The following is a 24823-nucleotide window of genomic DNA, read 5'->3' as shown; positions in this document are numbered from 1 at the left end:
TACCCACGAGCGGGCCTTCGGGCCCGCTTTTTTTTTGGCCTGCCCTTCCTGGGTGGGGGCAGGCTTTGAGCCCCTCGACGCCCGCCGCAGACGCACCCCCTTTGCCACGAAGGGGGCCCCAGAAGCCCCGCCCCAGGCCTCCCCCCGCTTGGCTACAGAAATGTGACGGTTCCATGTCATCGGGGTGTAACAAAAAGATCATCAAATGGCGCAGCCCGGGGCGAGAGCCTTGGATCCCGATTCATATCTCCCTCCCCACACGGAGTTGCGCATGAACACGACGACGGCCCGCGTTGCCGCCCTCGCCTTCGCCATTGCCCTGACCGCGACCGCCTGCAAGCCGTCCAGCGAAGCGCAGGCGCCTGCTGGCGACGCCACGTCGGCCGCAGCTCCCGCCGGCGACAAGGTCGCCGTGCAGATCACGGGCGCAGGCGCGACGTTCATCTACCCGCTGATCTCGAAGTGGTCCGACGACTACAACAAGGCCACCGGTGCCAAGGTCAACTACCAGTCGATCGGCTCCGGAGGCGGCATCGCCCAGATCAAGGCCGGCACCGTCGACTTCGGCTCCTCCGACAAACCGCTGGCGACCGAAGACCTGGCCGCGGCCGGACTCGGCCAGTTCCCCTCCGCCATCGGCGGCGTGGTCCCGGTGGTCAACATCGAAGGCATGGAGCCGGGCAAGCTGCGCCTGACCGGCACGCTGCTGGCCGATATCTTCCAGGGCAAGGTCACCACCTGGAACGACCCGGCCGTCGCCGCGGTCAACCCGGGCCTCACCCTGCCCTCGACCAAGATCAACATCGTCCACCGCTCCGACGGTTCGGGCACCACCTTCAACTTCACCAACTACCTGTCCAAGGTCAGCCCGACCTGGAAGAGCGGGATCGGCGAAGGCACCACCGTGAAGTGGCCCGGTGGCGTCGGCGGCAAGGGCAACGAAGGCGTTGCCTCCTACGTGCAGCAGATCAAGGGTTCGGTCGGCTACGTCGAACTGGCCTACGCCGCGCAGAACAAGATGACCTACACCTCGCTGCAGAATGCGGCCGGCAACTGGGTGCAGCCCAGTGCGGAAAGCTTCCAGGCCGCCGCCGAAGGCGCTGACTGGGCCAACGCCAAGGACTTCAACCTGGTGATCACCAACGCCAGCGGCGCACAGGCCTGGCCGATCACCGCCACCAATTTCATCCTGATGTACAAGCAGCCCAAGGACGCCAAGCGCAGCGCCGACACGCTCGCCTTCTTCAAGTGGGCCTTCGAGAACGGCCAGGCGCAGGCGCAGTCGCTGGATTACGTACCGCTGCCGCCGGCGCTGGTGCAGCAGGTGGAAGCGTACTGGGCCGCGGAATTCAAGTGACTAACTGGCCCGTGTCCGCATCGCGGACACGGCTTTGCCAGCTCGTCATCCGCGCGAAGGCGGGGATCCATGGACGTGGAAGTTGCTCTCGCTTTGCTCTGCCCATCCCTCCCCAGGGCAGACAGAAGCAACGTCCCTGGATTCCCGCCTTCGCGGGAATGACGAATTGAAATGACGATCCGAACCCTGCCCCGCCCGCACCACCAAGGCCACGCCTCTCCCCGATGAACGCCACCACCATTCCCGCGGCAGTGCCCGGTTCGCGCGATCACCACGACGCGCGCAACGACAAGCTGTTCCGCTACATCCTGACCGGCACGGTGGTGTTCGTGCTTATCGCCCTGGCCGGCGCCGCGCTGTCGATGCTGTGGGGCGGTCGCCACGTGCTGGCCGCGTCTGGACTGGATTTCTTCATCACCTCCGAATGGAATCCGGTCGAGGACAAGTACGGCGCGCTGGTGCCGATCTACGGCACGATCGTCACCGCGATCATCGCCATGCTGATCGCGGTTCCGGTCAGCTTCGGCATCGCCTTCTTCCTGACCGAAGTCGCGCCGCGCTGGGCGCGCGGTCCGATCGGAACCGCCATCGAACTGCTCGCCGGCATCCCCTCGATCATCTACGGCATGTGGGGCCTGTTCGTGCTGGTGCCGGTGATGACCGAATACGTCACGCCCTGGCTCAACGACAACCTCGGCACCTGGCCGGTGATCGGCCAGTTCTTCCAGGGACCGCCGCTGGGCATCGGCATGCTTACCGCCGGCATCGTGCTGGCGATCATGGTGATCCCCTTCATCTCCTCGGTGATGCGCGAGGTCTTCCTGACCGTGCCGACGCGCCTTAAAGAATCCGCTTACGCACTGGGCTCGACCAAGTGGGAAGTGAGCTGGGACATCGTCCTGCCCTACACCCGCTCGGCGGTGATCGGTGGCGTCTTCCTCGGACTCGGCCGCGCGCTCGGCGAGACCATGGCCGTCGCCTTCGTCATCGGCAACAGCGTCAACTTCTCTACCTCACTGCTCGAGCCGGGCACCACGATCGCCGCACTGATCGCCAACGACTTCGGTGAAGCCACCGAAACCTACCGCTCCGCGTTGCTGCTGCTCGGCTTCGTGTTGTTCATCGTCACGTTCGTCGTGCTGGCCATTGCCCGCCTGATGCTGATGCAACTGTCGCGCAGGGAGGGCAACTGATGGCCACCACCGCCAAGGCCCTGAAGGCCACTGACCATCGCATCTCCGATGGCCTGTACCGCAGGCGCCGCATCGTCAACGTCGTGTCCATCGTGCTGGCCTGCGCGGCCGCGATGTTCGGCCTGTTCTTCCTGGGCTGGATACTGTGGACGCTGGTGTCCAAGGGCATCGGCGGCGTCAACCTGGCGCTGTTCACCCAGAGCACGCCGCCGCCGATGCAGGAAGGCGGCCTGATGAACGCCTTCTTCGGCAGCGCGGTCATGTGCGCGATCGCGATCCTGATCGGCACGCCGCTCGGCATCGCCGCCGGCACCTGGCTGGCCGAGTACGGCAACGCACGCAAGATCGGCACCGTGGTCCGCTTCGTCAACGACATCCTGCTGTCGGCGCCCTCCATCGTGCTGGGCCTGTTCGTCTACACCCTGGTGGTGATGCAGTCCGGCGGCAACTTCTCGGCGCTCGCCGGTGCGATCTCGCTGGCGTTCATCGTGTTGCCGGTGGTGGTGCGCACCACCGACGAGATGCTGCGACTGGTGCCGGCGCAGATGCGCGAAGCGGCGCTGTCGCTGGGCGTGCCGCAGTGGAAGGTGATCGTGCAGGTGCTCTATCGCAGCGCCTCGGCCGGCATCGTCACCGGCGTGCTGCTGGCACTGGCACGCATCTCCGGTGAGACCGCGCCGCTGCTGTTCACCGCCTTCGGCAACCAGTACTGGAGCACCAACGTCCTCCAGCCGATGGCCAGCGTGCCGGTGGTGATGAACCAGTTCGCCGGCAGTCCCTACGAATCGTGGCAGGTGCTGGCGTGGGCCGGCGCGCTGGTCCTCACGGTGTTCGTCCTCCTCATCAGCCTGGTGGCCCGCGCCATCGTGCTTCGAAACAGAATCAGCCATGACTGACCTCACGCCCTCCCGCATCGCCCGGACTCCGGCCATGAACGACTCCCGCCTTACGGTCGCCACGCCCGAGCGCGCCAGCGCCGCAACGGCGCCGGTGAAGCTCGCCGCACGCGGACTGAACTTCTACTACGACAAGTTCCATGCGCTGAAGGAAATCAACCTGGAGATCCCGGAAAAGCGCGTCACCGCGCTGATCGGACCTTCGGGCTGCGGCAAGTCGACACTGCTGCGCATCTTCAACCGCATCTATGCGCTGTACCCCAAGCTGGAGGCCAGGGGCGAGGTGCTGCTCGACGGTGACAACATCCTCGACCCGCGCTATCCGATGAACCGGCTGCGCAGCAAGGTCGGCATGGTGTTCCAGAAACCCGTGCCGTTCCCGATGACGATCTTCGAGAACGTCGCCTACGGCATCCGCCACCACGAGAAGCTGTCCAGGGCCGACATGAACGACCGCGTCGAGCATGCCCTGCGCCAGGGCGCGCTGTGGGACGAGGTCAAGGACAAGCTCGGCCAGAGCGCGCTGGGCCTGTCGGGCGGCCAGCAACAGCGTCTGTGCATCGCCCGCGCCGTGGCCCTGCGCCCGGACGTGCTGCTGCTCGACGAGCCGACCTCGGCACTGGATCCGATCTCCACCAGCCGCATCGAGCAGCTGGTCGAAGAGCTGAAGAAGGACTACACGATCGCAATCGTGACCCACAACATGCAGCAGGCTGCGCGCGTGTCGGACTTCACGGCCTTCATGTACCTGGGCGACCTGATCGAACACGGCAACACCGAAACGATCTTCTCCAACCCGAGCAAGCAGCAGACCGAGGACTACATCACCGGCCGCTTCGGTTGATGCATTTCGAGCCCTTCCACCGTGCGCGGGAGAAGGGATCACACAGGACACCCTTCATGAGCACCCAAATGCACGACCACATCGTCAAGAGCTACGACGAAGAGCAGCGCCGGCTGCTCAACGAAACCCTGCGGATGGGCGAGATGGCCGCCTCGCAACTCGAGGCCGCCCTCGATGTCGTGCAGCGCCGCGACGACAAGGCCGCCGAGCGCATCATCGCCAATGACGAAGCCATCGACGCGCTGGAGCTGGAAATCAGCCACGACGTGATGAAGCTGGCGCTGCGCGGCCCGATGGCGCGCGACCTGCGCGAGATCCTGTCCGCGATCCGCATCGCGGCCGACATCGAGCGCATCGGCGACTACGCGGCCAATGTCGCCAAGCGTTCCACGGCCCTGAACCTGTCGCCGCCGTTGCCGCACATCAGCGGACTGCACGCGATCGGCACACTGGCGGTACAGCAGCTGCGCGATGTACTCGCCGCCTACCGCGACAACAACATCGAACTGGCCCAGCGCGTTCGCGCCCGCGATGCCGAGATCGATATCGCCTACACCGCGCTGTTCCGCGAGCTGCTGACGTACATGATGGAAGATGCGCGCAGCATCACCGGCTGCACGCACCTGCTGTTCATGGCCAAGAACATCGAGCGGATCGGCGACCACGCCACCAACATCGCCGAGAACGTCTGGTTCCTGGTCAGGGGCGAGGAGCTGTTGCCGCCGCGCGAGAAGCGCGACGACAGCAGCACCACCGGCGCGCTCTGATACCGCTCCCGGCACTCGTCATCGGGAACATCCTTGTCAGCGGGCGCTTGCGTGCCCGACTGCCGGCTGGCCGGGGTTCCGCGCCAGCACCTGCAAACAGTTGGCGCCGCGGCTGTGAATGCTCCAGCCGTGCATCCGCCTGTGATCCATCCAGCACCGGATAGGCTGCCGCCCAGCGGGCTGGCTACCATGGTCCGTCGCCCTCTCCAGGGGCCAGCGACCCAGTCGCCCTCACCGGGCGGCGGAACTGAACGAATTCTAAATACGGCCGCGGATTATCGCTCCGCGCTGAATCATTCCGCCCCCTCCCCAACTCATGGCTTATGCGCCGGCCCCCGCCTGGCCCCAAGCTCAGTCAGGAGAACCTCGCGGCATGAAGCACCTTATGGCCAATGGCGAGCTGGAAGCGGCGCGCATGGGCGACTCGTTCGCGCTCGAGCGCGTGCTGCGCCGTTCACGCCAGGACCTGCGCCGCTATGCCGAATTCCATTGCGTCATCAACGATGTCGAAGACGCCGTGCAAGAAAGCCTGATAACGGTTTCACGCAAGCTCTGCGACCTGCGCACGCTCGAATGCTTCACTTCATGGGCGTTCCGCATCGTCAAGCGCGAGTGCAACCGGCTCAAACGCGGTCGGCGCTGGATCACCGGCGACGCCATCACCGAGGAGATCATGCCGGTAGTCACGCCTGAGCCAGCCGAGTGGCGTCACGATGTTGCCGCAGCGCTGGAATCCTTGCCCGCCCACTACCGGGAAGTGGTACTACTGCGCGACCTGGAGGGACTTACCATCGCCGAGATTGCCGACCACCTCGCACTAACAAGCGAAGCCGTCAAATCGCGACTGCATCGCGCACGCGCACTGGCACGCGATTACCTCAGCCAGTGAATCCTTTTGCCCCACCGGTGCCTCTTTCCGGCAACGGAACCGATTTTCGAACCTGATCGTCCGGACCGTTATCCAAGGCGGATCCCCCGCCACCACCCGCAGGAGAGAACCAATGTCGAAGCAAACCAACAAACCCATCGCCCTCGCCCTCGGCGCCATCGTCGGCGGCCTGGCCCTGTCCGGCTCCGCATTCGCGATGAGCGACCTTGCCTCCGGCTACATGCTCGGCGCCGGCGCGGCCGCGTCCGACACCAAGGCCGCCGAAGGCAGCTGCGGCGTCGACAAGATGGACACCGACAAGGACGGCAAGGTCTCCAAGGCCGAGTTCGGCGCCGCCCACAAGGGCGACACCAGCAAGTTCGCCGCACACGACACCAACAAGGACGGCTTCATCAGTGCCGACGAAGCCAAGGCCACCGGCGAAGGCAAGTGCGGCGCCGACAAGGACAAGAAGAAGGCCGGTGAAGGCAAGTGCGGCGAAGGCAAGTGCGGTGGCTCGGCCTGAGCCATGACCGCGGACGGCATCGTCCAGCTTGATCCTGGTGCCGCCGGCCTCGGCTTGCGGCGGGCCCTTCTGGGCCCGCTGCAGGCGGCCGCGCCCGGCGACTTCGACTTCCTCGAATGCGCGCCGGAAAACTGGATCGGTGTCGGCGGAAGATTCGGTGAAGCGCTCCAGGACCTCACCTCCCGCCATGCGCTGGTCTGCCACGGCCTGTCGCTGTCGCTCGGCGGCGTGGCACCGCTCGACGAGACCTTCCTGCATCGCGTACGCCGTTTCCTCGACCTGCACCGCGTGCCGCTCTACAGCGAGCACTTGAGCTATTGCAGCGACGATGGCCACCTTTATGACCTGCTGCCGATTCCGTTCACCGAGGAAGCGGTGCACCACGTCGCCTCGCGCATCCGCCAGACCCAGGACATCGTCGGCCGCCGCATCGCGGTCGAGAACGTCTCCTACTACGCCCCCGCCCCGGCCGATCGCGACCAGCCGGCGCTGAGCGAGATCGACTTCATCAATGCCGTCCTGGCCGAGGCCGATTGCGACCTCCTCCTCGACGTCAACAACATCTACGTCAACGCGATCAACCACCGCTACGACGCCAGTGAATTCCTCGCCGCGCTGCCGCGCGAACGCATCGCCTACATCCACGTCGCCGGCCACTACGACGAAGCCGACGACCTCAAGGTCGACACCCATGGCGCCGCGGTCAAGGACGCGGTCTGGTCGCTGCTCGGCGAGGCCTACCGGGTGCACGGATTGCGCCCGACGCTGCTCGAGCGCGACTTCAACTTTCCGCCCTACGCCGAACTGGTCGGCGAACTGGCCACCATCCGCAAGGTGATGGACGACGTGTCGCCACCGCACGCCAGGCGCGCGCATGGCTGAGGCTCCCGATCGCCTGCGCGCGCAGCAGTTCGCGCTGACCCGGCACCTGCGCGACCCGCAGGCGAGCCCGGCGCCGGAAGGCTTCGAGGATCGCCGCCTGGCGATCTACCGCGAGCTGCTGTTCAACAACATCGAAGGCCTGTTGTCCGGCAACTTCCCGGTCATCTGCAAGCTTCTCGGTGAGGATGCCTGGAAGGCCCTGGTGCGCGATTTCTACCGCGACCACCGTTGCCACACGCCACTGTTTCCCGAGATCGCGCGCGAGTTCCTGCGCTACCTGGAATTGCGCTCTGAAGGCGGCCGCGCTCAAGGCAACCAGGCCGGCGATCCGCCGTTCCTGCAGGAACTGGCGCACTACGAATGGGTCGAACTGGCCCTGCAGATCGCCGAGGTCGACGACGATACCGGTGCCGACCCCGACGGCAGCCTGCTCGACGGCGCGCCCGCACTTTCCCCGCTGGCCTGGCCACTGGCCTACGCCTGGCCGGTGCACCGCATCGGTCCGGAATTCCAGCCCGACCAACCTCCCGCAGCACCTACCCTGCTGCTGCTTCGTCGCGACGACGACGGCACGGTGCGGTTCTCCGAACTCAGTCCGCTGGCCTTCCGTCTCGTCCAGCGCCTGGGCGAGTCACCGCAGCTCGATGGCCGCCAGCACCTTCAGGCGCTGGCCGCCGAAGCCGGCAGCAGCGATATCGTTGCGTTCGTCGAACAGGGCGCCGCGTTGCTGGAGCAGATGCGCGGCAACGGTGTCGTGCTTGGCGTTCGTCGCGCGAATCCATCGGCCTGATGGGTGCCTCTTGTAAGGACTGACGCCATGCCGGCGTCGTCCAGCAAGGAGCACCACGATGTTCGACAGCAAGTACGGCCTGACCACCTGGCGCAACCGTCTGGAAGGCATGGGCGCCTGGGTCGCCCCCCTCGGCCTGCGCCTGGTCCTGGCCTGGGAGTTCTTTGAAGCCGGTCGCGAGAAACTGCGCGGCGAGAACTGGTTCGGGCAGATCATGGAGGCGTTTCCGTTCCCGTTCGACCGGATACCGGCCGATCTGAGCTGGACGATGGCGACCTGGTTCGAACTTATCGGCGGCATCGCACTGCTGATCGGGATGTGCACGCGATTCTTCGCCGCCTCGCTGTTCGTGCTGACGGTGGTGGCGATTGCCGCAGTGCATTGGCCGACCGACTGGATGGGCCTGGCGCAACTGGCCCAGGGCTATGCGATCAGCGATGCCGGCGCTGGCAACTACAAGCTGCCGCTGATTTTCCTGGTGATGCTGGTTCCGCTGATCTTCCACGGCGGCGGCCGGTTGAGCATCGATGTGCTGGCGGCGCGACTGGCGGCGATGCCGTCGCCGAAACCGCACGATGACGCCGTCGGCTGGGGCGTTGTCCTGCTGCTGAGCGGCCCGGTCGTGGCGATGCTGCTGCCGTTGCCGGGGGCGCTGATTGCCGCGGCCGGTCCGTTGCTGCTGCTGGCCCGGCGCTGGCTACGCTGATATGCGCGTCTGCTAGGCTTTTGCCCATGACCGATGCTGGCTCCCCCCCCAAAACCCCCGACGCCCCCGCCCATCCGACGCTCGCGAACCGCTTCCGCGGCTTCCTGCCGGTCGTGGTGGACGTCGAAACCGGTGGCTTCGACTGGAACCGGCATGCGCTGCTCGAGATCGCGGTGGCCCCGATCGACCTCGATGCCAATGGCCTGCTGGTGGTCGGCGAGATCACCAGCAGCCATGTCGTGCCCGCGACGGGAACGGAGATCGACCCGAAGTCGCTGGAGATCACCGGCATCGACATCGACCATCCGTTCCGCAATGCACTGCCCGAGCGCGCCGCGCTCGAGACAGTGTTTGCGCCGGTGCGCGCGGCGGCGAAGAAGCACGGCTGCCAGCGCGCAATCCTGGTCGGCCACAACGCCCACTTCGACCTGAACTTCCTCAATGCCGCGGTCGCGCGCAGCGGGCACAAGCGCAACCCGTTCCATCCTTTCAGCGTGTTCGACACGGTGACGCTGGCCGGTGTCGCCTACGGCCAGACCGTGCTGGCACGTGCCGTGCAGGCCGCCGGCTTCGACTGGAACGGCGAAGAGGCGCACTCGGCGGTGTACGACACCGAGCGCACCGCGCAGCTGTTCTGCAAGATCGTCAACGCGTGGCCGACGCCATTGCCGGCGGTATCGCCGCCTGCGCCCGCATCCGCCTGAGCAGGTAGAGCTGCCTCAGTCGCGACCCTCAGGGCGAGGCCAGCTTCAACCCGACCAGTCCGGCAATGATCAGGCCGACGCTGATCATTCGCAGCGCGTTCATCGGCTCGTTGAACAACACGATGCCGAGTATCACGGTACCGACCGCGCCGACACCGACCCAGATCGCATAAGCGGTGCCGACCGGCAGCGACTTCATCGCGATACCGAGCAGGCCCAGGCTGATCGCCATGGCCGCCACCGTGCCGACCGTGGGCCACAGCTTGCTGAAACCGTCGGTGTACTTGAGGCCGATCGCCCAGCCCACTTCGAACAGGCCGGCGAGTACGAGAATGATCCAGGGCATGACAACGTCTCCAATCCAAGGTGGGGCCGTCCCCTTGCGATGATGGAGAGGCGGGGTCGTCCCCGCTTCCTGATGTGGGCCGCACGGTACCACGGGCGATCTGTCCGGCACGTAACCGTGTCCCGGGTGCGCTTCGCTTACCCGGGCTACGACGCGACGTTACTTTGAGGCGCCGCGCTGGCGAACTACTTCGAACAGCGTCACGCCCGCGGCCACGGAGACGTTCAGGCTCTCGACGCCCAGCGAACCGGCGCCCGGCATCGGGATCTTCACCAGCTGGTCGCAGTTCTCGCGGGTGAGGCGGCGCAGGCCGTCTGCTTCGCCGCCAAGCACCAGGCCGACGTTGCCGCTCAGGTCCAGCGAGTACAGCGAGGTGTCCGCCTCGCCCGCCAGGCCGTACAACCACACGCCGAGCTTCTGCAGGTCGCGCATGGTGCGGGCCAGGTTGGTCACCGGGATCACCGCGACGCTGTCGGCGGCACCGGCGGAAGTCTTGCGCACGGTCGCGTTGACCTGCACCGACTTGTCCTTGGGGATGATCACCGCGGTGACACCCGCTGCCGCGGCGCTGCGCAGGCAGGCGCCGAGGTTGTGCGGGTCCTGCACGCCGTCGAGGATCAGCAGCAGCGCGCGGCCCTCGGCGGCTTCGACCAGCGCTTCAAGCTCGTTCTCGTTCCAGGTCTTGGCCGCGGCATAACGCGCGACCACGCCCTGGTGGCGCAGGTTGCCGACGACGCCATCGAGCGCCTGGGTGGCGACGCGACGCACGTCGATGTCCATGCGCCGGGCGTTGGCTTCGATCTCGACGATGCGCGGGTTCTTGGCGCCGGCTTCGATCAGCACTTCACGGACGTGCTCGGCATCGTGCTCGAGCGCGGCTGCGACCGCGTTGATGCCGGCAATCCACTGCTTCTGACTCATTGCTTTCTCTCGTGGCCCGGCGGGCGGATGCCGCACCGGGTGTGACCATCAATGGGGCTGCTTCAGCAAAGCGGCTTCAGTAAGGCTTCTTTGCCCGCTTGGCCGGCTGGCCGCGCGGCGGCAACGGCTTGGCGCCGCGCACCTCGACCAGGCGGAAATCGATCTTGCGGTCCTCGACGCTGGCCTTCATCACCACGATGCTGACGCGGTCGCCCAGGCGGAACTCGCGACCCGTGCGCTCACCCGCGAGGGTCTTGCGGATCGGGTCGAAATGATAATAGTCGTGCGGCAGCTGGGTCACGTGGATCAGGCCGTTGACCTTGGAGTTGTCGAGCTCGACGAACAGGCCGAAGCTGGTGACGCCACTGATCACGCCGTCGAACTCGCCGCCGACATGCTGCTCCATCCATGCGGCACGGTAGCGCTCGTCGACCTCGCGCTCGGCCTCGTCGGCACGGCGCTCACGCTCGGAGCACTGCAGCGTCAGGGCCGCCATCTCGCTGGGCGAGTAGCGGTACTTCTCCGGACGACCGCCGGTCAGCGCGTACTTGATCGCGCGGTGCACCAGCAGGTCGGGGTAGCGCCGGATCGGTGACGTGAAGTGCGCATACGCCGCCAGCGCCAGGCCGAAGTGGCCGACATTGTCGGGCGAGTACACCGCCAGCGACTGGCTGCGCAGCAGCACCGACTCGATCAGCGCCGCATCGGCGCGCTCGCGCACCTTCTTCAGCAGGATGGTGAAGTCGCGCGGCTCGACCTTGGCCCACGGCGGCATGCGCAGCTTGAATTCCTTGAGGAACTCCTGCAGGTCGGCGTACTTCTGCTCCGGCGGGCGCTCATGGATGCGATACGGCGCGGGCACGTGGTGCTCGAGCAGGTACGTCGCAGCTTCCACGTTCGCCGCGATCATGCATTCCTCGATCAGCTTGTGCGCGTCGTTACGCTGCAGCATGCCGGCCTGGACCACCTCGCCCTTGGCGCCGAGGACAAAACGCACCTCACTGGACTCGAACTCGATCGCGCCGCGGCGCTCGCGCGCCTTCGACAGGATCTGGTAGAGCTGGTGCAGGCGCTGGATGTTGGGCAGCAGCGAGCCGATCTGGGCGAGCGCCTCTTCGCGCGCATCGTCGGCGATGCCCTCGCCCACCGCGTTCCAGACCTGGGTGTAGGTCAGGCGCGCGTGCGAGTTCATCACCGCTTCGTAGAACTTCGACTCGCCGACTTCACCATTCCGGTCGATCTGCATGTCGCAGACGAAGCACAGGCGGTCGACCTTCGGGTTGAGCGAGCAGATGCCGTTCGACAGCGTCTCCGGCAGCATCGGCACGACGAAGCCGGGGAAGTAGACCGAGGTCGCGCGCTTCTGGGCTTCGTCGTCCAGCGGCGTACCGGGACGCACGTAGCTGGAAACGTCGGCGATGGCCACGATCAGGCGGAAGCCGTCGCGGTTGGGCTCGCAATAGACCGCGTCGTCGAAGTCCTTGGCGTCCTCGCCGTCGATGGTGACCAGCTGCAGCGCGCGCAGATCGACACGCTGCGCCGCGGTGGCGGCGTCGACGGTCAACGGCACGGCCGCGGCTTCGTCCAGCACTTCCTGCGGGAACTCGTGCGGGATTTCGTGACCATGGATCGCCGCCTGCACCGCCAGCGAGGCGGTGAGGCGATCACCGAGCACGGCCAGGATGCGGCCGATCGGCGGTCGTTGCGGATCGGGCGCCTGCAGCAGCTCGCAGACCACCAGCTGGCCGTTCTGCGCGCCCAGGCGCTCGTCCGGCGGAATCTGCACGTTGCGCTGGATGCGGCGGTCGTCGGGCACCACATAGCTGATGCCGGCCTCGAGCACGAAACGACCGATCAGGCGGTTGAGGCGACGCTCGAGAACGCGCGTGATCGCGCCTTCGCGACGGCCGCGGCGGTCGACGCCGGTAACACTGGCGAGCACGCGATCGCCGTGCATGGCCTTGCGCATTTCCATCGGCGGCAGGAACAGGTCGTCGCCGCCGCCTTCCAGGCGCAGGAAACCGAAGCCATCGGGGTTGGCAATCACCACGCCCGGCACCAGCGCAAGCTGCTGCGCCGGCAGGAATTCGCCCATGCGATTGCGCAGCAGCTGGCCGTCGCGAACCATCGCGCCCAGGCGCTTGCCGAGCGCGTCGAAGCGTTCCGGTGCGGCCAGGCCCAGGCGCTCGGCCAGTTCCTCGGCGGGCATCGGGCCATCGCCGTCGGCCAGCATCTGCAGGATCACTTCGCGGCTGGCAATCGGCTCGGCGTAGCGGGCGGCTTCACGCTCGGCGTAGGGGTCGTGGAATCCACCCGGGTGAACGCCACCGCCGCCTGCGCGGGCCGGCAGATTCGGCGGCGGCTCGGGCAGCCAGCCGGGACGCTTGGCGGGCTTCCTGGCCCCGCCGGGCTTGCCCGCCTTTGCGGGAGCGCCGGATGACTTGCGCGAGGGGGATTTGGGGCCGGACTTGCCGCGACTCGGGGGTTTCTTGCTCATTCAGACATGGTCGCACATCGGGATGAACACGGTGTCGCGTCGCGGTAATCCCTGACTGGTTCTTCGGCGTTTTCCCATGGTCCACGAGGCCGGCCAGGTTCCAACTCGGGAGGGGGCAACGCAGCGGAAACCGGTGCCGGGACGACGGCCCGGTTAACGGCTGCCGGGGCGCACGCCCCTCCCCGCCCATCAGGAAGGAAATCATGCTCAAACCCACCGCAGGAACCCGACGCCGCCCACTGACCAGGCCAGATTCAAGCCAGCCAGATTCAAGCCAGCCAGATTCAATCAAGCCAGACTCAATCCATCCGGCCGCGCGCTGGGCGCTCCTCGCACTGTTGCTGCTGAGCGCCGCCGTGGCAGCCCAGAGCCCGCCCTCGGTGAGCGGTGTAGCAGCAGCCGCGAAACGACCCGTCTACCTCTATCGTTCCGACAGCCGCCCTCCCACGGAGATATTCAGCGAGGGATTCCAGGCGCGCGGAACCTCCAACATCGACCTGGATGCGTACATCAACACCGGAAGCAACCCGGCCAACGAGTTCCGCTTCATTTCATTCACGGATGACCAGAACCTCAACTTCTTCCAGAACGCCATGCTCGCCTACTACGCGGCGGGAGGAGCGGACCGGGGACCCTTTGTCGGCTACCGGTACCGGATCGAGGCGAACAACTTCGAGTACTCAACCATCGCCTCGCTGGAGCATGCGGCCGCTGCCCATCCCCAGGCCGAGCAGCAGTTGACCAATACCCTCATGAGGTATCCGCACCAGCGTGAATGGGTCGCCCTGGACCGCGTCGAGAATCAACGGATTGTCGACGTGGAAGTGCTCGAGCATGTGCGGGGCTCCTCTCCGGCGAGGTTCCGCGTCCGCGAGACGATCGCCAACCCGCATTACCGGGCAGGCGCCCTGGCCGGGGCCAATCCCGGTCCTTTCATATTCCAGCCCGGCCGCGTCACCGAGCCGCGCTATCTGGGAAATGCGCCGGGCGCGCGGCGATTCTCGGCATCGTTTGCAATGTGCTTCCGCGCCACCCGGTCCAGGCGCGCCAACGAGGCCGAATGCGAGCGCGACTTCGCCGAAAGCGACGGTGCCGTCAACGACTACTTCAATACCCAGACCGGCACGGACGAACGCGGGCTGACCCCGTGGAAACTGCGCAAGTTCACCGAGGGTGCATCTGTGATCGAGGAGCCGAGCATCTGCCAGACCAACGTCTTCATTGGCCAGGACCTCATCCTCATCAAGTGCCCGGCCGGTAAGCTCCCGATCTACACGCCGGCCAGATTCGACTTCCTGTTCGCGGCCGGCGGCAGGGTCCGCACCTACGTCAACACCCGGATCTCATCGGATCAGATCCGCGACCGCTCATACGAAGACGGCTACGTCCTGTACTGGATCCATGCCGCGGACATTCCGACGACGAAAAACGGCATCTACTTTGACTTCTGGACCACCGCAAAGACCCCGCTGGGGACCATCTTTGGCGGCCGGACGCGCAACTGGTGGACCACCTTGCGGATCAGGCCGCACTACCCGGTCCAACCCTAGCCCGCAGACACGCCGCACAACGCAAAAACCCCGCCGGAGCGGGGTTTCTGTGAGGGTGGTATACCCTGAATAAGTGGTGCCCAGGAGAGGACTCGAACCTCCACGGTTTTACCCGCTAGTACCTGAAACTAGTGCGTCTACCAATTCCGCCACCTGGGCTCTCTGCAACGATTTGCGCCGTGCGAGGCCGCGTATGTTGCGTTGCGGCGGGCACCTTGTCAACGCCTTGTGACAAATTTTTTGAATCGGCGTTGCCCTCCCGTCATCCAGGCGAACTCCGGCCTGCACGGGTGAGGTCCATGGACCTTCAATGAACCCGGCCGCGATGCCCCGGTTGCCGCCTTCCGGATTCGGGGCTATGGTCGCCGTACATCACTAACTGGCGGGCGAGGCACCTTGGTGCGTCGCCCGCGCTGCTATTGGAGACCCATCCATGAACCACCCCACTCCCCCGCCCCTGCTGATGTCGCGCCTGGACGTGGAGCGCATCGAGGCCCTGCTCGAGCTGCCGATCGCCGAAGGCATCGACACCTCCGCGCTGGAAGCCGAGCTGGAACGGGCCGAAGTCGTCGAACCGGCACAGATGCCCACCGACGTCATCACCATGAATACGACCGCGCGATTCCGCGACGAGACCAACGGCGAGGAGCACGAGCTGACCCTGGTCTACCCGCGCGACGCCGACGGCAGCGCCGACAAGGTCTCGATCCTGGCCCCGATCGGCAGCGCCCTGCTCGGCCTGCACGTCGGCGACTCGATCGAATGGCCGCTGCCAGGCGGCCGCACGGCGCGCCTGCAGGTGCTTTCGGTGCGCAACCAGCCCGAAGCCAACGGCGAAGCGCACGCCCGCTGATCGCAGCACGCATCGCCCCAACGCGTCGCTCGCAGTGCGACGGCGCCGGCAGAACATGCGACCCGGCCAACAGCCGCGCCACCGTGCGCGGTTAAAATCGGCCCAACGACTCATCCCAGGTTCGTATCGCCATCCCCATGAACGAAACCGTCCGTCCGGCCTTCCACGGCTTCGAGCAGATCCCCCTGCGCGAGTACGCCGAGCGCGCCTACCTCGACTACTCGATGTATGTGGTCCTCGACCGCGCCCTGCCCTTCCTCGGCGACGGCCTCAAGCCGGTGCAGCGCCGCATCATCTATTCGATGAGCGAGCTGGGCCTCAATGCCGGCGCCAAGCCGAAGAAGTCCGCGCGCACCGTCGGTGACGTCATCGGCAAATACCATCCGCACGGCGACAGCGCCTGCTACGAGGCGATGGTGCTGATGGCGCAGCCGTTCTCGTACCGCTATCCGCTGGTCGAGGGCCAGGGCAACTTCGGTTCGACCGACGATCCCAAGTCGTTCGCGGCGATGCGCTATACCGAGTCCAAGCTGACCCCCATCGCCGAAGTGCTGCTGGGTGAGCTCGGCCAGGGCACGGTCGACTGGACTCCGAATTTCGACGGCACGCTGGAAGAGCCGACCTGGATGCCGGCGCGCCTGCCGCACCTGCTGCTCAACGGCACCACCGGCATTGCCGTGGGCATGGCCACCGACGTGCCCCCGCACAACCTCAACGAGGTCGTCAGCGCCTGCCTGCGGTTGCTCGACGATCCGGACGCGACCACCCGCGACCTGTGCGAGCACGTGCTCGGCCCGGACTACCCGACCGCCGCGGAGATCATCACCCCGCGCGCCGACCTGTTGAACATGTATGAAACCGGCCTGGGCAGCGTGCGCGCCCGCGCCGTGTACGTGAAGGACGGCAGCAATCTCGTCATCACCGCGCTTCCTTACCAGGCTTCGCCGGGCAAGGTGATCGAGCAGATCGCCACGCAGATGCGCGCCAAGAAGCTGCCGTGGCTGGAGGACATCCGCGACGAGTCCGACCACGCCAACCCGACCCGCATCGTGCTGGTGCCGCGCAGCAACCGCATCGACGCCGAACAGCTGATGGGCCATCTGTTCGCGACCACCGACATGGAGAAGAGCTTCCGGGTCAACTTCAACGTGATCGGCCTGGACGGCCGTCCGCAGGTGACGGGCCTCAAGGCGTTCCTGAGCGAGTGGCTGTCGTTCCGGGCCGACACGGTCACCCGCCGCCTCAAGCACCGCCTCGAAAAAGTCGAGCGCCGCCTGCACCTGTTGGAAGGCCTGTTGATCGCCTTCCTCAACCTCGACGAAGTGATCCGGATCATCCGCAGCGAGGACGAACCGCGTCCGGTGCTGATGGCGCGCTTCAAGCTCAGCGACGATCAGACCGACTACATCCTCGAGACCAAGCTGCGCCAGCTGGCGCGCCTGGAAGAGATGAAGATCCGCGGTGAGGAAGCCGAACTGGAAGCCGAGCGCGAGCGCATCATCGCCACGCTCGACAGCAAGGCCAAGCTGAAGAAGCTGGTCAAGGACGAACTGATCGCCGACGCCAGGAAGTTCGGCGACGAGCGCCGCTCGCCGCTGGTCGCACGCGGCGCCGCGCAGGCGTTGTCGGAAACCGAACTGGTGGCCAGCGAACCGATGACCGTGGTGCTCAGTGAGAAGGGCTGGGTACGCGCGGCCAAGGGCCACGACATCGACGCGGCGGGCCTGAGCTATCGCGACGGCGACGAACTGCTGGCTGCGACGAAGAGCCGCAGCACCCAGCAGGTGGCATTCCTGGATTCGACCGGCCGCGCCTATTCGACCGTGGTGCATTCGCTGCCCTCGGCGCGCGGCAATGGCGAACCGCTCACCGGCCGATTCTCGCCGGCCCCGGGCGCCTCGTTCCAGGCACTGGCCAGCGGCGACAACGACCAGCGCTTCGTGCTCGCCTCCAGCCACGGTTACGGCTTCGTCACCCGCTTCGAGAACCTGACCGGCCGCAACAAGGCCGGCAAGGCGATGCTGTCGCTGACGCCGGGCGCCAAGGTCGTCCAGCCCGCACTGGTCGGCGACGTCGACCAGGGCCGGATCGCGGTGGTGACCAACGTCGGCCACCTGCTGACCTTCCCGGTCGGCGAACTGCCCGAGCTCGACAAGGGCAAGGGCAACAAGCTGATCGACATTCCGAAGGCGAAGCTCGGCACCGAGCGCGTCGTCGCGGTGGCGGTGGTGGTGCCGGGTGCGACGCTGGTGGTGAAGTCCGGATCACGCACGATGTCGCTGTCGTTCAAGGACCTGGACGCGTACGTCGGTGCGCGTGCCACCCGCGGCGGATTGTTGCCGCGTGGCTGGCAGAAGGTGGAAGGGCTGGCGGTCGAATAGACCATGCAACCCGACTTCTGGCACCAGCGCTGGCGCGAAAAGCAGATCGGCTTCCATCAGGACAAGCCGACACCGCTGCTGCTCAAGCATTGGCCGTCGCTGCAGGTCCCGGCCGGCAGCCGCGTGTTCGTGCCGCTCGCCGGCAAGAGCCTGGACATGGCCTGGTTCGCGTCGCAGGGATTGCGCGTGCTCGGCGTCGAGCTGTCACGCATCGCCGTCGAGGAGTTCTTCGCCGAGAACGGCCTCGACCCCGAGCTCAGCCAGTCGCGATACGGCACCCACTACCGGGCCGAAGGCGTCGAACTGATCTGCGGCGATGCGTTCGCGCTCGACGCGGCCGCGCTTGCCGACTGCACTGTCGTGTTCGATCGCGCCGCCCTGATCGCACTGCCCGCGGCGCTGCGCCGGCGCTACGTGCACGAGCTCTACCCGTGCCTGCCGGACCGCTGTCGCGGCCTGGTGATCACGCTGGAATACCCACAGCACGAGAAGGACGGCCCGCCGTTCGACGTGCGCGAGGACGAGGTGCGCGAGCTGTACGGGCGCGACTGGGACGTGGCCACGCTGGAACGCCGCGACATCCTGGCGCAGCAACCGAAGTTCATCCAGGAAGGCGTCACGGCGCTCGATACCGTGGTTTACCGGATCGACCGCCGCCCGGCCTGAGCCGGGCGAAACTGGCGAAATTGGCCAAATTGACCTGGATCAAGGTGGCCACCACTGGCACGGCCTAGCCTTTTGCCATGGCCATGCCGTCCCCTGCCTTCGACCCCGACCTGCTGCGCCGTTACGACCGGCCCGGGCCACGCTATACCTCCTATCCGACTGCCCCCCAGTTCAGCACCGACTTCCAGGCACGCGAACTTCGCGAGATGGCCGCCATCAGCAATGGCGATCCGATCCCACGCCCGCTGTCGATCTATGTGCATGTCCCGTTCTGCGAAAGCCCCTGCTTCTATTGCGGCTGCAATCGCATCATCTCCCGCGACAAGGCCCGCGGCGCCACCTACCTGACCCGGCTGTACCGCGAGATCGGGATGATGTCGACATTGTTCGACCGCGATCGCGAGGTTGCGCAGCTCCACCTGGGCGGCGGCACGCCCAACTTCCTCGCACCGGACCAGATCGCCGAAGTGGTGGATGTGATCCACCGCCATTTCTCGTTCGCCCGCAGCGGCGAGCGCGACTGCTCGATCGAACTCGATCCGCGCTTCGTATCCCCCGACGACATCCGCATTCTCGCCGAAGCCGGTGTCAACCGCGCCAGCCTCGGCGTCCAGGATTTCAACCCGGTTGTGCAGCAGGCGGTCAACCGGATCCAAAGCGTGGAGGAAACGCTGGCGATCATCGATGCGTGCCGGCGGCACGGTCTGCGCTCGGTCAATGTCGACCTGATCTACGGCCTGCCGCTGCAGTCGCCGGAGGGTTTCGAACGCACGCTCGACATCACCCTGCGCGCGCGCCCAGACCGGCTGGCAATCTACAGCTACGCGCACCTGCCCTCCCTGTTTCGCCCGCAGCAGCGTATCCGCAGCGAAGACCTGCCCTCCCCGGCGGTCAAGGTCGGCTTGCTGCAGCGGGCGATTGAACGCCTCGGCGAGGCCGGCTATGTCTACATCGGCATGGACCATTTCGCCCTGCCCGATGACGACCTCGCTGTGGCCCAGGCGCGCGGCGGACTGCATCGCAACTTCATGGGCTACACGACGTGCGCCGACAGTGACCTGATCGGCCTTGGCGTCAGCGCGATCAGCCACATCGGCGCCAGCTTCAGCCAGAATCCGCGCGACCTGCCCAGCTGGGAGCACGCAATCGACGAAGGCCGCCTGCCGGTCTGGCGCGGCATGCGCATGGACGCCGACGACCTGGTGCGGGCCGACGTGATCCAGCAGCTGATGTGCCATGGCGAAGTCGACCTGGCCACCATCGAGCGCCGCCACGTGATCGTCTTCCCGCATTACTTCGCGCAAGCACTGCAGCGCCTGCAGCCACTTTGGGACGACGGCCTGGTCGAGGTGTCGCCTTCGGTGATCCGGACCACTTCCCGTGGGAGGCTGCTGTTGCGTATCGTGGCGGCGTGTTTCGACCGCTATCTTCCCAATCCGTCCGACGCTGCCAAGGGGCAGTTCTCGCGGACCGTCTGACTCGCACCGGAGCTGTACATGAGTTCGGGCGTGATGTTCCCCCGTACCGACGCAAGCATCCTGGCCGACGACGGCGACCCGCTCCAATTCTGCTCGACCTGCGCCTTTTCCCGGGCCTGCCTGTCGGAGGGAATGGACAAGGCCGCGCTGAAGGACCTGCACGTGCTGGTCGAGCATATCGGCCCCCTGCATGCGGGCGAACACGTGTTCCGAGAGGGCGATCCGTTCGGTGCGATCGCGGCAGTACGGGCGGGAACGGTGAAAACCTATCTGACCGACACGGACGGGCGCGAACAGGTGCTGGGCTTCCACTTGCCCGGCGAAGTCATCGGCCTCAACGCCATACATGACGACCGCTACCCCTGCAACGCGGTGGCGCTGGATACGGTGATGCTGTGCCGCTTCTCGTTCCCGCGCATCGCCCTGCTCGCGGCGCGCCTGCCCAACCTGCAGCGACACCTGTTCCGGCTGATGAGCCGCGACATTGGCGTGGCTTCGCTGTTCGCCGGCGACCATTCCGCGGACGAACGCGTGGCCGCCTTCCTGATCGGCCTGTCCCGGCGCCTGGCCCTGCGCGGGTTCTCGCCGCGCCGCTTCCAGCTGACCATGTCGCGCACCGAAATCGCCAACTACCTGCGCCAGGCACCGGAAACGGTCAGCCGAGTGCTGCGCCGTTTCGAACGAGACGGCATGGTGGCGATCAAGCAGCGCGACGTCGAGATCCTTGACCTGCTCCGGCTCGAGGCGATTGCACTGACCGTCCTGCGGCACTGACGGCGGCAGCGGGGTCCGCTCCTACCGGACTGGCGTGCATCATCAATGAACTCCACGTGCATGCTTTTGGCAGGATTGGCGATCCTGCTCATTGCTTCGTTCGCCGTCCTCGAGACCGGTCGCCAGAAATGGCAGTCGTTCGGTGGACAGCAACTCGGTTCGTGAGAGAGGCAAACGCCAATCCAGGTGATCCAGATCAAGGCGCTTGCGTCGCGACGCTTCCACACTCGCGCCATGCGCCAGACCACTGCCCTCCCACCTTCCGGCCTGTCGGCCATGTACCTCGTCCAGGCGCCGCATCGGCTGATGTTCTTCATCGGCGCCGGCAACCTGCTGCTGGCCATGCTGTGGTGGGCCCTGTGGCTGGCATCGGCACGCTGGCCCGGCTGGACAATGCCGCAAGCCCCCATCTACGCCGGCTGGCTGCACGCATTCCTCATGCAGTACCTGGTGCTGCCCAGTTTCATCTTCGGCTTCCTGCTGACGGTATTCCCGCGCTGGATGGGATTGCCTGCGCTGCAACGCTCGCACTACGTACCGGTCGGCGCAGGACTGATGGGCGGGCAACTGGCACTGCTGCTCGGTGCCTGTGGCTGGGAGCGGGGCCTGGTGCTCGGGCTGTGGATGGCACTGGCAGGCTGGCTGACGGGACTGGCCATCCTCGGCCGCCTGCTTGCACAGGAAAGGGAGCGCACCTGGCACGCATGGTCGTGCCTGGCCGGTCTGTCGCTGGGCGCACTCGGCCTGGTCGCCTTCATCGCTTTCGCGCTGGGCGCGTCCGCCTTCTGGGTGATGTTCAGCATCAAGATCGGCAGTGTCGGGCTGTTGCTGCCGGTCTACATCACCGTCGCCCATCGCATGTTCCCGTTCTTCGCCGGCAACGTGGTGCCCGGCTACCGTGCGTGGCGGCCGATGGGCTGGCTGGCAGGCATGTGGACGCTGTTGCTGCTGCACCTGGTGCTCGAGCTCTCGCACGCCCACGCCTGGTTGTGGCTGGCCGACTTGCCGCTGCTGCTGGCCAGCGTGTTCGCGCTCTGGCGCTGGTGGCCGCGCGCGCGCATGCCCGGACTGCTTGCGGTGCTCTTCATCGGTACCGCCTGGTTGCCGTTGACGTTCGTGCTCTACCTTGCGCAGAGCCTGACCTACCAGCTCACCGGTCAGTTCGTGCTGGGACGTGCGCCGATGCATGCGCTGTTCATCGGATTCTTCGGCAGCCTGCTGGTGGCGATGGTTACGCGAGTGACCCAAGGCCACTCCGGTCGGCCGCTGGTGATGCCGCCGGTGGCGTGGTTCTCCTTCATCGCCATCCAGGTCGTCGCGGCCATGCGCGTGGCCGCCGAACTGATGCCCGATGCGCTGGTCTGGCAGGTACTGGCTGCTGTGGGCTGGCTGCTTGCCTTCCTGCCGTGGGTCACGCATATCGGTTCCATCTACCTCAGTCCGCGTGCGGATGGTCAACCGGGTTGAATGCCTGACGAGGCGAACCGATGATCGAGTTCCATCCGCAGATCAAGCTGGTGCACATTCGCGATCTCCCTACCGGGCGGCCTGTTCGCAAACGGCTGGCTGGCAATGCCCTGAGGGCGCGTCCACGACACAGGATCGGCAGATTCCTGCGTGCGCAGCCGGCAAGATCGCCCGGTAATGGCGGCTTCACGCCGCTGGAACGGGGCCCGGGCTTGAATGGCCCCCAGTTGCACGAGGTACGACCGCTGATGCATGCATACGCGCCGGTACGGTTTTCAAGGTTGATCCGGATCATTGCAGCGGCCTTTGCAGACGACGACACTTGTCGATACCAAGTCGCAGTAGAAGCCCGATGACCCGTCCTTCCTCATTCGATCGCGAGCAGTTGCTCGCATGTGCCAACGGCACCATGTTCGGCCCGGGCAATGCCCGATTGCCGGCCCCGCCCATGCTGATGTTCGATCGCATCACCACGATTGCCACTGAAGGTGGTCGCTACGGCAAGGGCGTGATCCGCGCCGAACTTGATATCAATCCCGACCTGTGGTTCTTCGCCTGCCATTTCGAAGGCGACCCGGTGATGCCGGGTTGCCTCGGCCTGGATGCGATGTGGCAGCTGTGCGGGTTCTTCCTGCCGTGGTTGGGCGAGCCCGGTCGAGGTCGCGCCCTGGGCGTGGGTGAAGTGAAGTTCACCGGCCAGGTGCTGCCCAACGCCAAACTGGTGCAGTACGAGATCGATATCCGCCGGGTGATGCGCGGCAAGCTGGCGCTGGTGATCGGCGATGGCCGCATGTCGGTCGACGGGCGCGGGATCTACACCGCCGACAACCTGCGCGTCGGCCTGTTCACCTCGACGGAGGGTTTCTGAGTGCGCAGGGTCGTAATCACCGGTCTGGGCATCGTCTCCTGCATTGGCAATGATCGCGCCGCCGTGTCGGCATCGTTGCGCGAAGGTCGGCCCGGCATCTCCTTCGTTCCCGAGTACGAACAGATGGGACTGCGCAGCCAGGTGGCCGGAGTGCCGCAAATCGACCTGGATGTGCGGATCGACCGAAAGCTCAAGCGTTTCATGGGCGACGCCGCGGCCTACAGCTATGTGGCCATGCAGGACGCCGTTGCAGACGCCGGCCTCGACGAGGGACAGGTGCGAAACGTCCGCACCGGCGTAATCGCCGGCTCTGGTGGCGGTTCGCCGCAATGGCAGATCGAAACCGCGGACCTGTTGCGCAGCAAGGGCGTGCGCCGGGTCGGTCCGTACATGGTGCCGCGCACGATGTGCTCGACCGTGTCGGCGTCGCTCGCCACCGCGTTCGGCATCCGCGGCCACAGTTATTCGGTGTCCGCGGCCTGCGCGACCTCGGCGCATTGCATCGGCATGGCTGCCGACCTGATCCGCCTTGGCGTGCAGGACGTGGTCTTCGCCGGCGGCGGCGAAGAAGTGCATTGGGGCATGACCTCGCAGTTCGACGCCATGGGCGCGTTGTCGACCCATCGCAATGACTCGCCGCTCGCGGCCTCGCGTCCCTACGACGCGGACCGGGACGGATTCGTCATCGCCGGCGGCGGCGGCATGCTGGTGCTGGAAGATTACGAGCACGCCCGTGCCCGTGGCGCGCGCATCATTGCCGAACTGGTCGGCTACGGTGTCACCTCCGATGGCGCCGACATGGTCGCGCCATCTGGCGAAGGTGCCGTCCGTTGCATGCAGATGGCGCTGGCCGGCCTGGATGGCCAGGGTGTCGGCCCTGTCGACTATCTCAACACTCACGGCACGTCGACGCCGCTGGGCGACGTGGTCGAGCTGGAAGCGGTGCGCTCTGCATTCGGCGATGCCATCCCGCCGCTGTCGTCGACCAAGGGGCTCAGCGGCCACTCTCTCGGTGCGGCCAGCGTGCATGAGGCGGTGTACTGCCTGCTGATGCTGGAGGACGGCTTCATCGCCGGCTCGGTCAACATCGACACGCTCGACCCGCGTGCAGAGGCCTTCCCGATCGTGCGTGCGAGCCGCAAGCAGCAGTGCACGACGATGATGTCGAACAGCTTCGGCTTCGGCGGCACCAACGCGACGCTGGTGTTCAAGCGGGTGCAATAGCCGTCAACGCTGCCTGGCGTCACCACTTCGGTGACGCCAGCGCATGCGGGCGTGCCCGTCGACCACGATCAGCGCCGACGTCGCACAATTCCAGCCGTCGCAGAACCGGTAAGTCGCCGGTGCGATGTACCCGCCCCCCATTGTCTCGGTGGCGATGGCGACCAGTCAGGTAGCTGCCGGCGCGACTGCGATCGGGGCCCGCGTCGAGCAGTTGAATCCTGCTTGTCCAGCTTCCCGGCTCGATACTTGTTGACGATCTTCAGCC

General features: G+C 66.2%; 23 protein-coding genes and 1 tRNA gene. 20 read left to right on the top strand and 4 right to left on the bottom strand.

The window, feature by feature from the left end; translation table 11 throughout:
- Positions 1 to 271: 271 nt before the first annotated feature.
- The 11 genes from pstS (at position 272) to rnt (ending at position 9533) form a co-directional block, all read left to right on the top strand.
- On the top strand, positions 272 to 1357 hold the full coding sequence (gene pstS / locus MNR01_RS17270) for a phosphate ABC transporter substrate-binding protein PstS (RefSeq protein WP_241918938.1): 1086 nt from the start codon (positions 272 to 274) through the stop codon (positions 1355 to 1357).
- Positions 1358 to 1581: 224 nt separating this feature from the next.
- Complete coding sequence (pstC, locus tag MNR01_RS17265) at positions 1582 to 2550, top strand: phosphate ABC transporter permease subunit PstC (protein ID WP_241918937.1); 969 nt, start codon at positions 1582 to 1584, stop codon at positions 2548 to 2550.
- Positions 2550 to 3446, top strand: a complete 897-nt coding sequence (pstA, locus tag MNR01_RS17260; RefSeq protein ID WP_241918936.1) for a phosphate ABC transporter permease PstA — start codon at positions 2550 to 2552, stop codon at positions 3444 to 3446. Before pstC ends, pstA begins: the two co-directional genes overlap by 1 nt.
- A 34-nt stretch (positions 3447 to 3480) precedes the next feature.
- Complete coding sequence (gene pstB, locus MNR01_RS17255; RefSeq protein ID WP_241918935.1) at positions 3481 to 4290, top strand: phosphate ABC transporter ATP-binding protein PstB; 810 nt, start codon at positions 3481 to 3483, stop codon at positions 4288 to 4290.
- Positions 4291 to 4346: 56 nt separating this feature from the next.
- Complete coding sequence (gene phoU / locus MNR01_RS17250) at positions 4347 to 5057, top strand: phosphate signaling complex protein PhoU (protein ID WP_241918934.1); 711 nt, start codon at positions 4347 to 4349, stop codon at positions 5055 to 5057.
- A gap of 373 nt (positions 5058 to 5430) precedes the next feature.
- On the top strand, positions 5431 to 5946 hold the full coding sequence (locus MNR01_RS17245) for a sigma-70 family RNA polymerase sigma factor (RefSeq protein WP_241918933.1): 516 nt from the start codon (positions 5431 to 5433) through the stop codon (positions 5944 to 5946).
- Between the two features lie 112 nt (positions 5947 to 6058).
- The gene (locus tag MNR01_RS17240) at positions 6059 to 6451 is read left to right on the top strand and encodes a hypothetical protein (RefSeq protein WP_241918932.1); all 393 of its coding nucleotides are present in this window, start codon (positions 6059 to 6061) and stop codon (positions 6449 to 6451) included.
- A gap of 3 nt (positions 6452 to 6454) precedes the next feature.
- Positions 6455 to 7333: a DUF692 domain-containing protein gene (locus tag MNR01_RS17235; protein ID WP_241918931.1), complete on the top strand. Its 879-nt coding sequence runs from the start codon at positions 6455 to 6457 to the stop codon at positions 7331 to 7333.
- Positions 7326 to 8123 carry a putative DNA-binding domain-containing protein gene (locus MNR01_RS17230; RefSeq protein ID WP_241918930.1) on the top strand — a complete coding sequence of 266 codons (798 nt, stop codon included), beginning with the start codon at positions 7326 to 7328 and terminating at the stop codon, positions 8121 to 8123. Before MNR01_RS17235 ends, MNR01_RS17230 begins: the two co-directional genes overlap by 8 nt.
- A 58-nt stretch (positions 8124 to 8181) precedes the next feature.
- A complete protein-coding gene (locus tag MNR01_RS17225) occupies positions 8182 to 8829 on the top strand; it encodes a DoxX family protein (RefSeq protein WP_241918929.1) in 648 nt (215 codons plus the stop codon).
- A 26-nt stretch (positions 8830 to 8855) separates the two neighbouring features.
- Positions 8856 to 9533, top strand: a complete 678-nt coding sequence (rnt, locus tag MNR01_RS17220; protein ID WP_241918928.1) for a ribonuclease T — start codon at positions 8856 to 8858, stop codon at positions 9531 to 9533.
- Positions 9534 to 9561: 28 nt separating this feature from the next.
- Here the strand turns inward: rnt and sugE are convergent, their stop codons facing one another.
- From sugE to rnr, 3 genes are all read right to left on the bottom strand, one after another.
- Positions 9562 to 9879 (bottom strand): quaternary ammonium compound efflux SMR transporter SugE, encoded by a 318-nt coding sequence (gene sugE, locus MNR01_RS17215; protein ID WP_241918927.1) that lies wholly within the window; start codon positions 9877 to 9879, stop codon positions 9562 to 9564.
- A 159-nt stretch (positions 9880 to 10038) separates the two neighbouring features.
- A complete protein-coding gene (gene rlmB / locus MNR01_RS17210; protein ID WP_241918926.1) occupies positions 10039 to 10800 on the bottom strand; it encodes a 23S rRNA (guanosine(2251)-2'-O)-methyltransferase RlmB in 762 nt (253 codons plus the stop codon).
- 76 nt (positions 10801 to 10876) lie between these two features.
- A complete protein-coding gene (gene rnr, locus MNR01_RS17205) occupies positions 10877 to 13297 on the bottom strand; it encodes a ribonuclease R (protein WP_241918925.1) in 2421 nt (806 codons plus the stop codon).
- Positions 13298 to 13500: 203 nt separating this feature from the next.
- On the opposite strand from rnr, the gene MNR01_RS17200 reads away from it, so the two are divergent.
- A complete protein-coding gene (locus MNR01_RS17200) occupies positions 13501 to 14847 on the top strand; it encodes a hypothetical protein (RefSeq protein WP_241918924.1) in 1347 nt (448 codons plus the stop codon).
- A 74-nt stretch (positions 14848 to 14921) separates the two neighbouring features.
- Here the strand turns inward: MNR01_RS17200 and MNR01_RS17195 are convergent.
- Positions 14922 to 15006 (bottom strand) — tRNA-Leu (locus tag MNR01_RS17195).
- Positions 15007 to 15280: 274 nt separating this feature from the next.
- Here MNR01_RS17195 and rnk point away from each other — a divergent pair.
- The 8 genes from rnk (at position 15281) to fabB (ending at position 24558) form a co-directional block, all read left to right on the top strand.
- Positions 15281 to 15700 (top strand): nucleoside diphosphate kinase regulator, encoded by a 420-nt coding sequence (rnk, locus tag MNR01_RS17190; protein WP_241918923.1) that lies wholly within the window; start codon positions 15281 to 15283, stop codon positions 15698 to 15700.
- Positions 15701 to 15837: 137 nt separating this feature from the next.
- Positions 15838 to 18081: a DNA topoisomerase IV subunit A gene (parC, locus tag MNR01_RS17185; protein ID WP_241918922.1), complete on the top strand. Its 2244-nt coding sequence runs from the start codon at positions 15838 to 15840 to the stop codon at positions 18079 to 18081.
- A gap of 3 nt (positions 18082 to 18084) precedes the next feature.
- A complete protein-coding gene (locus tag MNR01_RS17180; RefSeq protein ID WP_241918921.1) occupies positions 18085 to 18747 on the top strand; it encodes a thiopurine S-methyltransferase in 663 nt (220 codons plus the stop codon).
- A gap of 77 nt (positions 18748 to 18824) precedes the next feature.
- On the top strand, positions 18825 to 20225 hold the full coding sequence (gene hemN / locus MNR01_RS17175) for an oxygen-independent coproporphyrinogen III oxidase (protein ID WP_241918920.1): 1401 nt from the start codon (positions 18825 to 18827) through the stop codon (positions 20223 to 20225).
- A gap of 18 nt (positions 20226 to 20243) precedes the next feature.
- Positions 20244 to 20999, top strand: coding sequence for a helix-turn-helix domain-containing protein (locus MNR01_RS17170; RefSeq protein WP_241918919.1), 756 nt, complete (start codon positions 20244 to 20246; stop codon positions 20997 to 20999).
- 234 nt (positions 21000 to 21233) lie between these two features.
- On the top strand, positions 21234 to 22466 hold the full coding sequence (locus tag MNR01_RS17165; RefSeq protein ID WP_241918918.1) for an NnrS family protein: 1233 nt from the start codon (positions 21234 to 21236) through the stop codon (positions 22464 to 22466).
- Positions 22467 to 22818: 352 nt separating this feature from the next.
- Positions 22819 to 23334, top strand: coding sequence for a 3-hydroxyacyl-[acyl-carrier-protein] dehydratase FabA (fabA, locus tag MNR01_RS17160; protein WP_241918917.1), 516 nt, complete (start codon positions 22819 to 22821; stop codon positions 23332 to 23334).
- Positions 23335 to 24558, top strand: coding sequence for a beta-ketoacyl-ACP synthase I (gene fabB, locus MNR01_RS17155; RefSeq protein WP_241918916.1), 1224 nt, complete (start codon positions 23335 to 23337; stop codon positions 24556 to 24558). It begins immediately after the preceding gene.
- Positions 24559 to 24823: the final 265 nt, after the last annotated feature.

Source organism: Lysobacter sp. S4-A87 (assembly GCF_022637455.1).
In the GTDB taxonomy this organism is placed as follows: domain Bacteria; phylum Pseudomonadota; class Gammaproteobacteria; order Xanthomonadales; family Xanthomonadaceae; genus Lysobacter_J.
The sequence above is the reverse complement of the archived record's forward strand: the minus strand, read 5'-3'. Positions and strand labels throughout refer to the sequence as shown.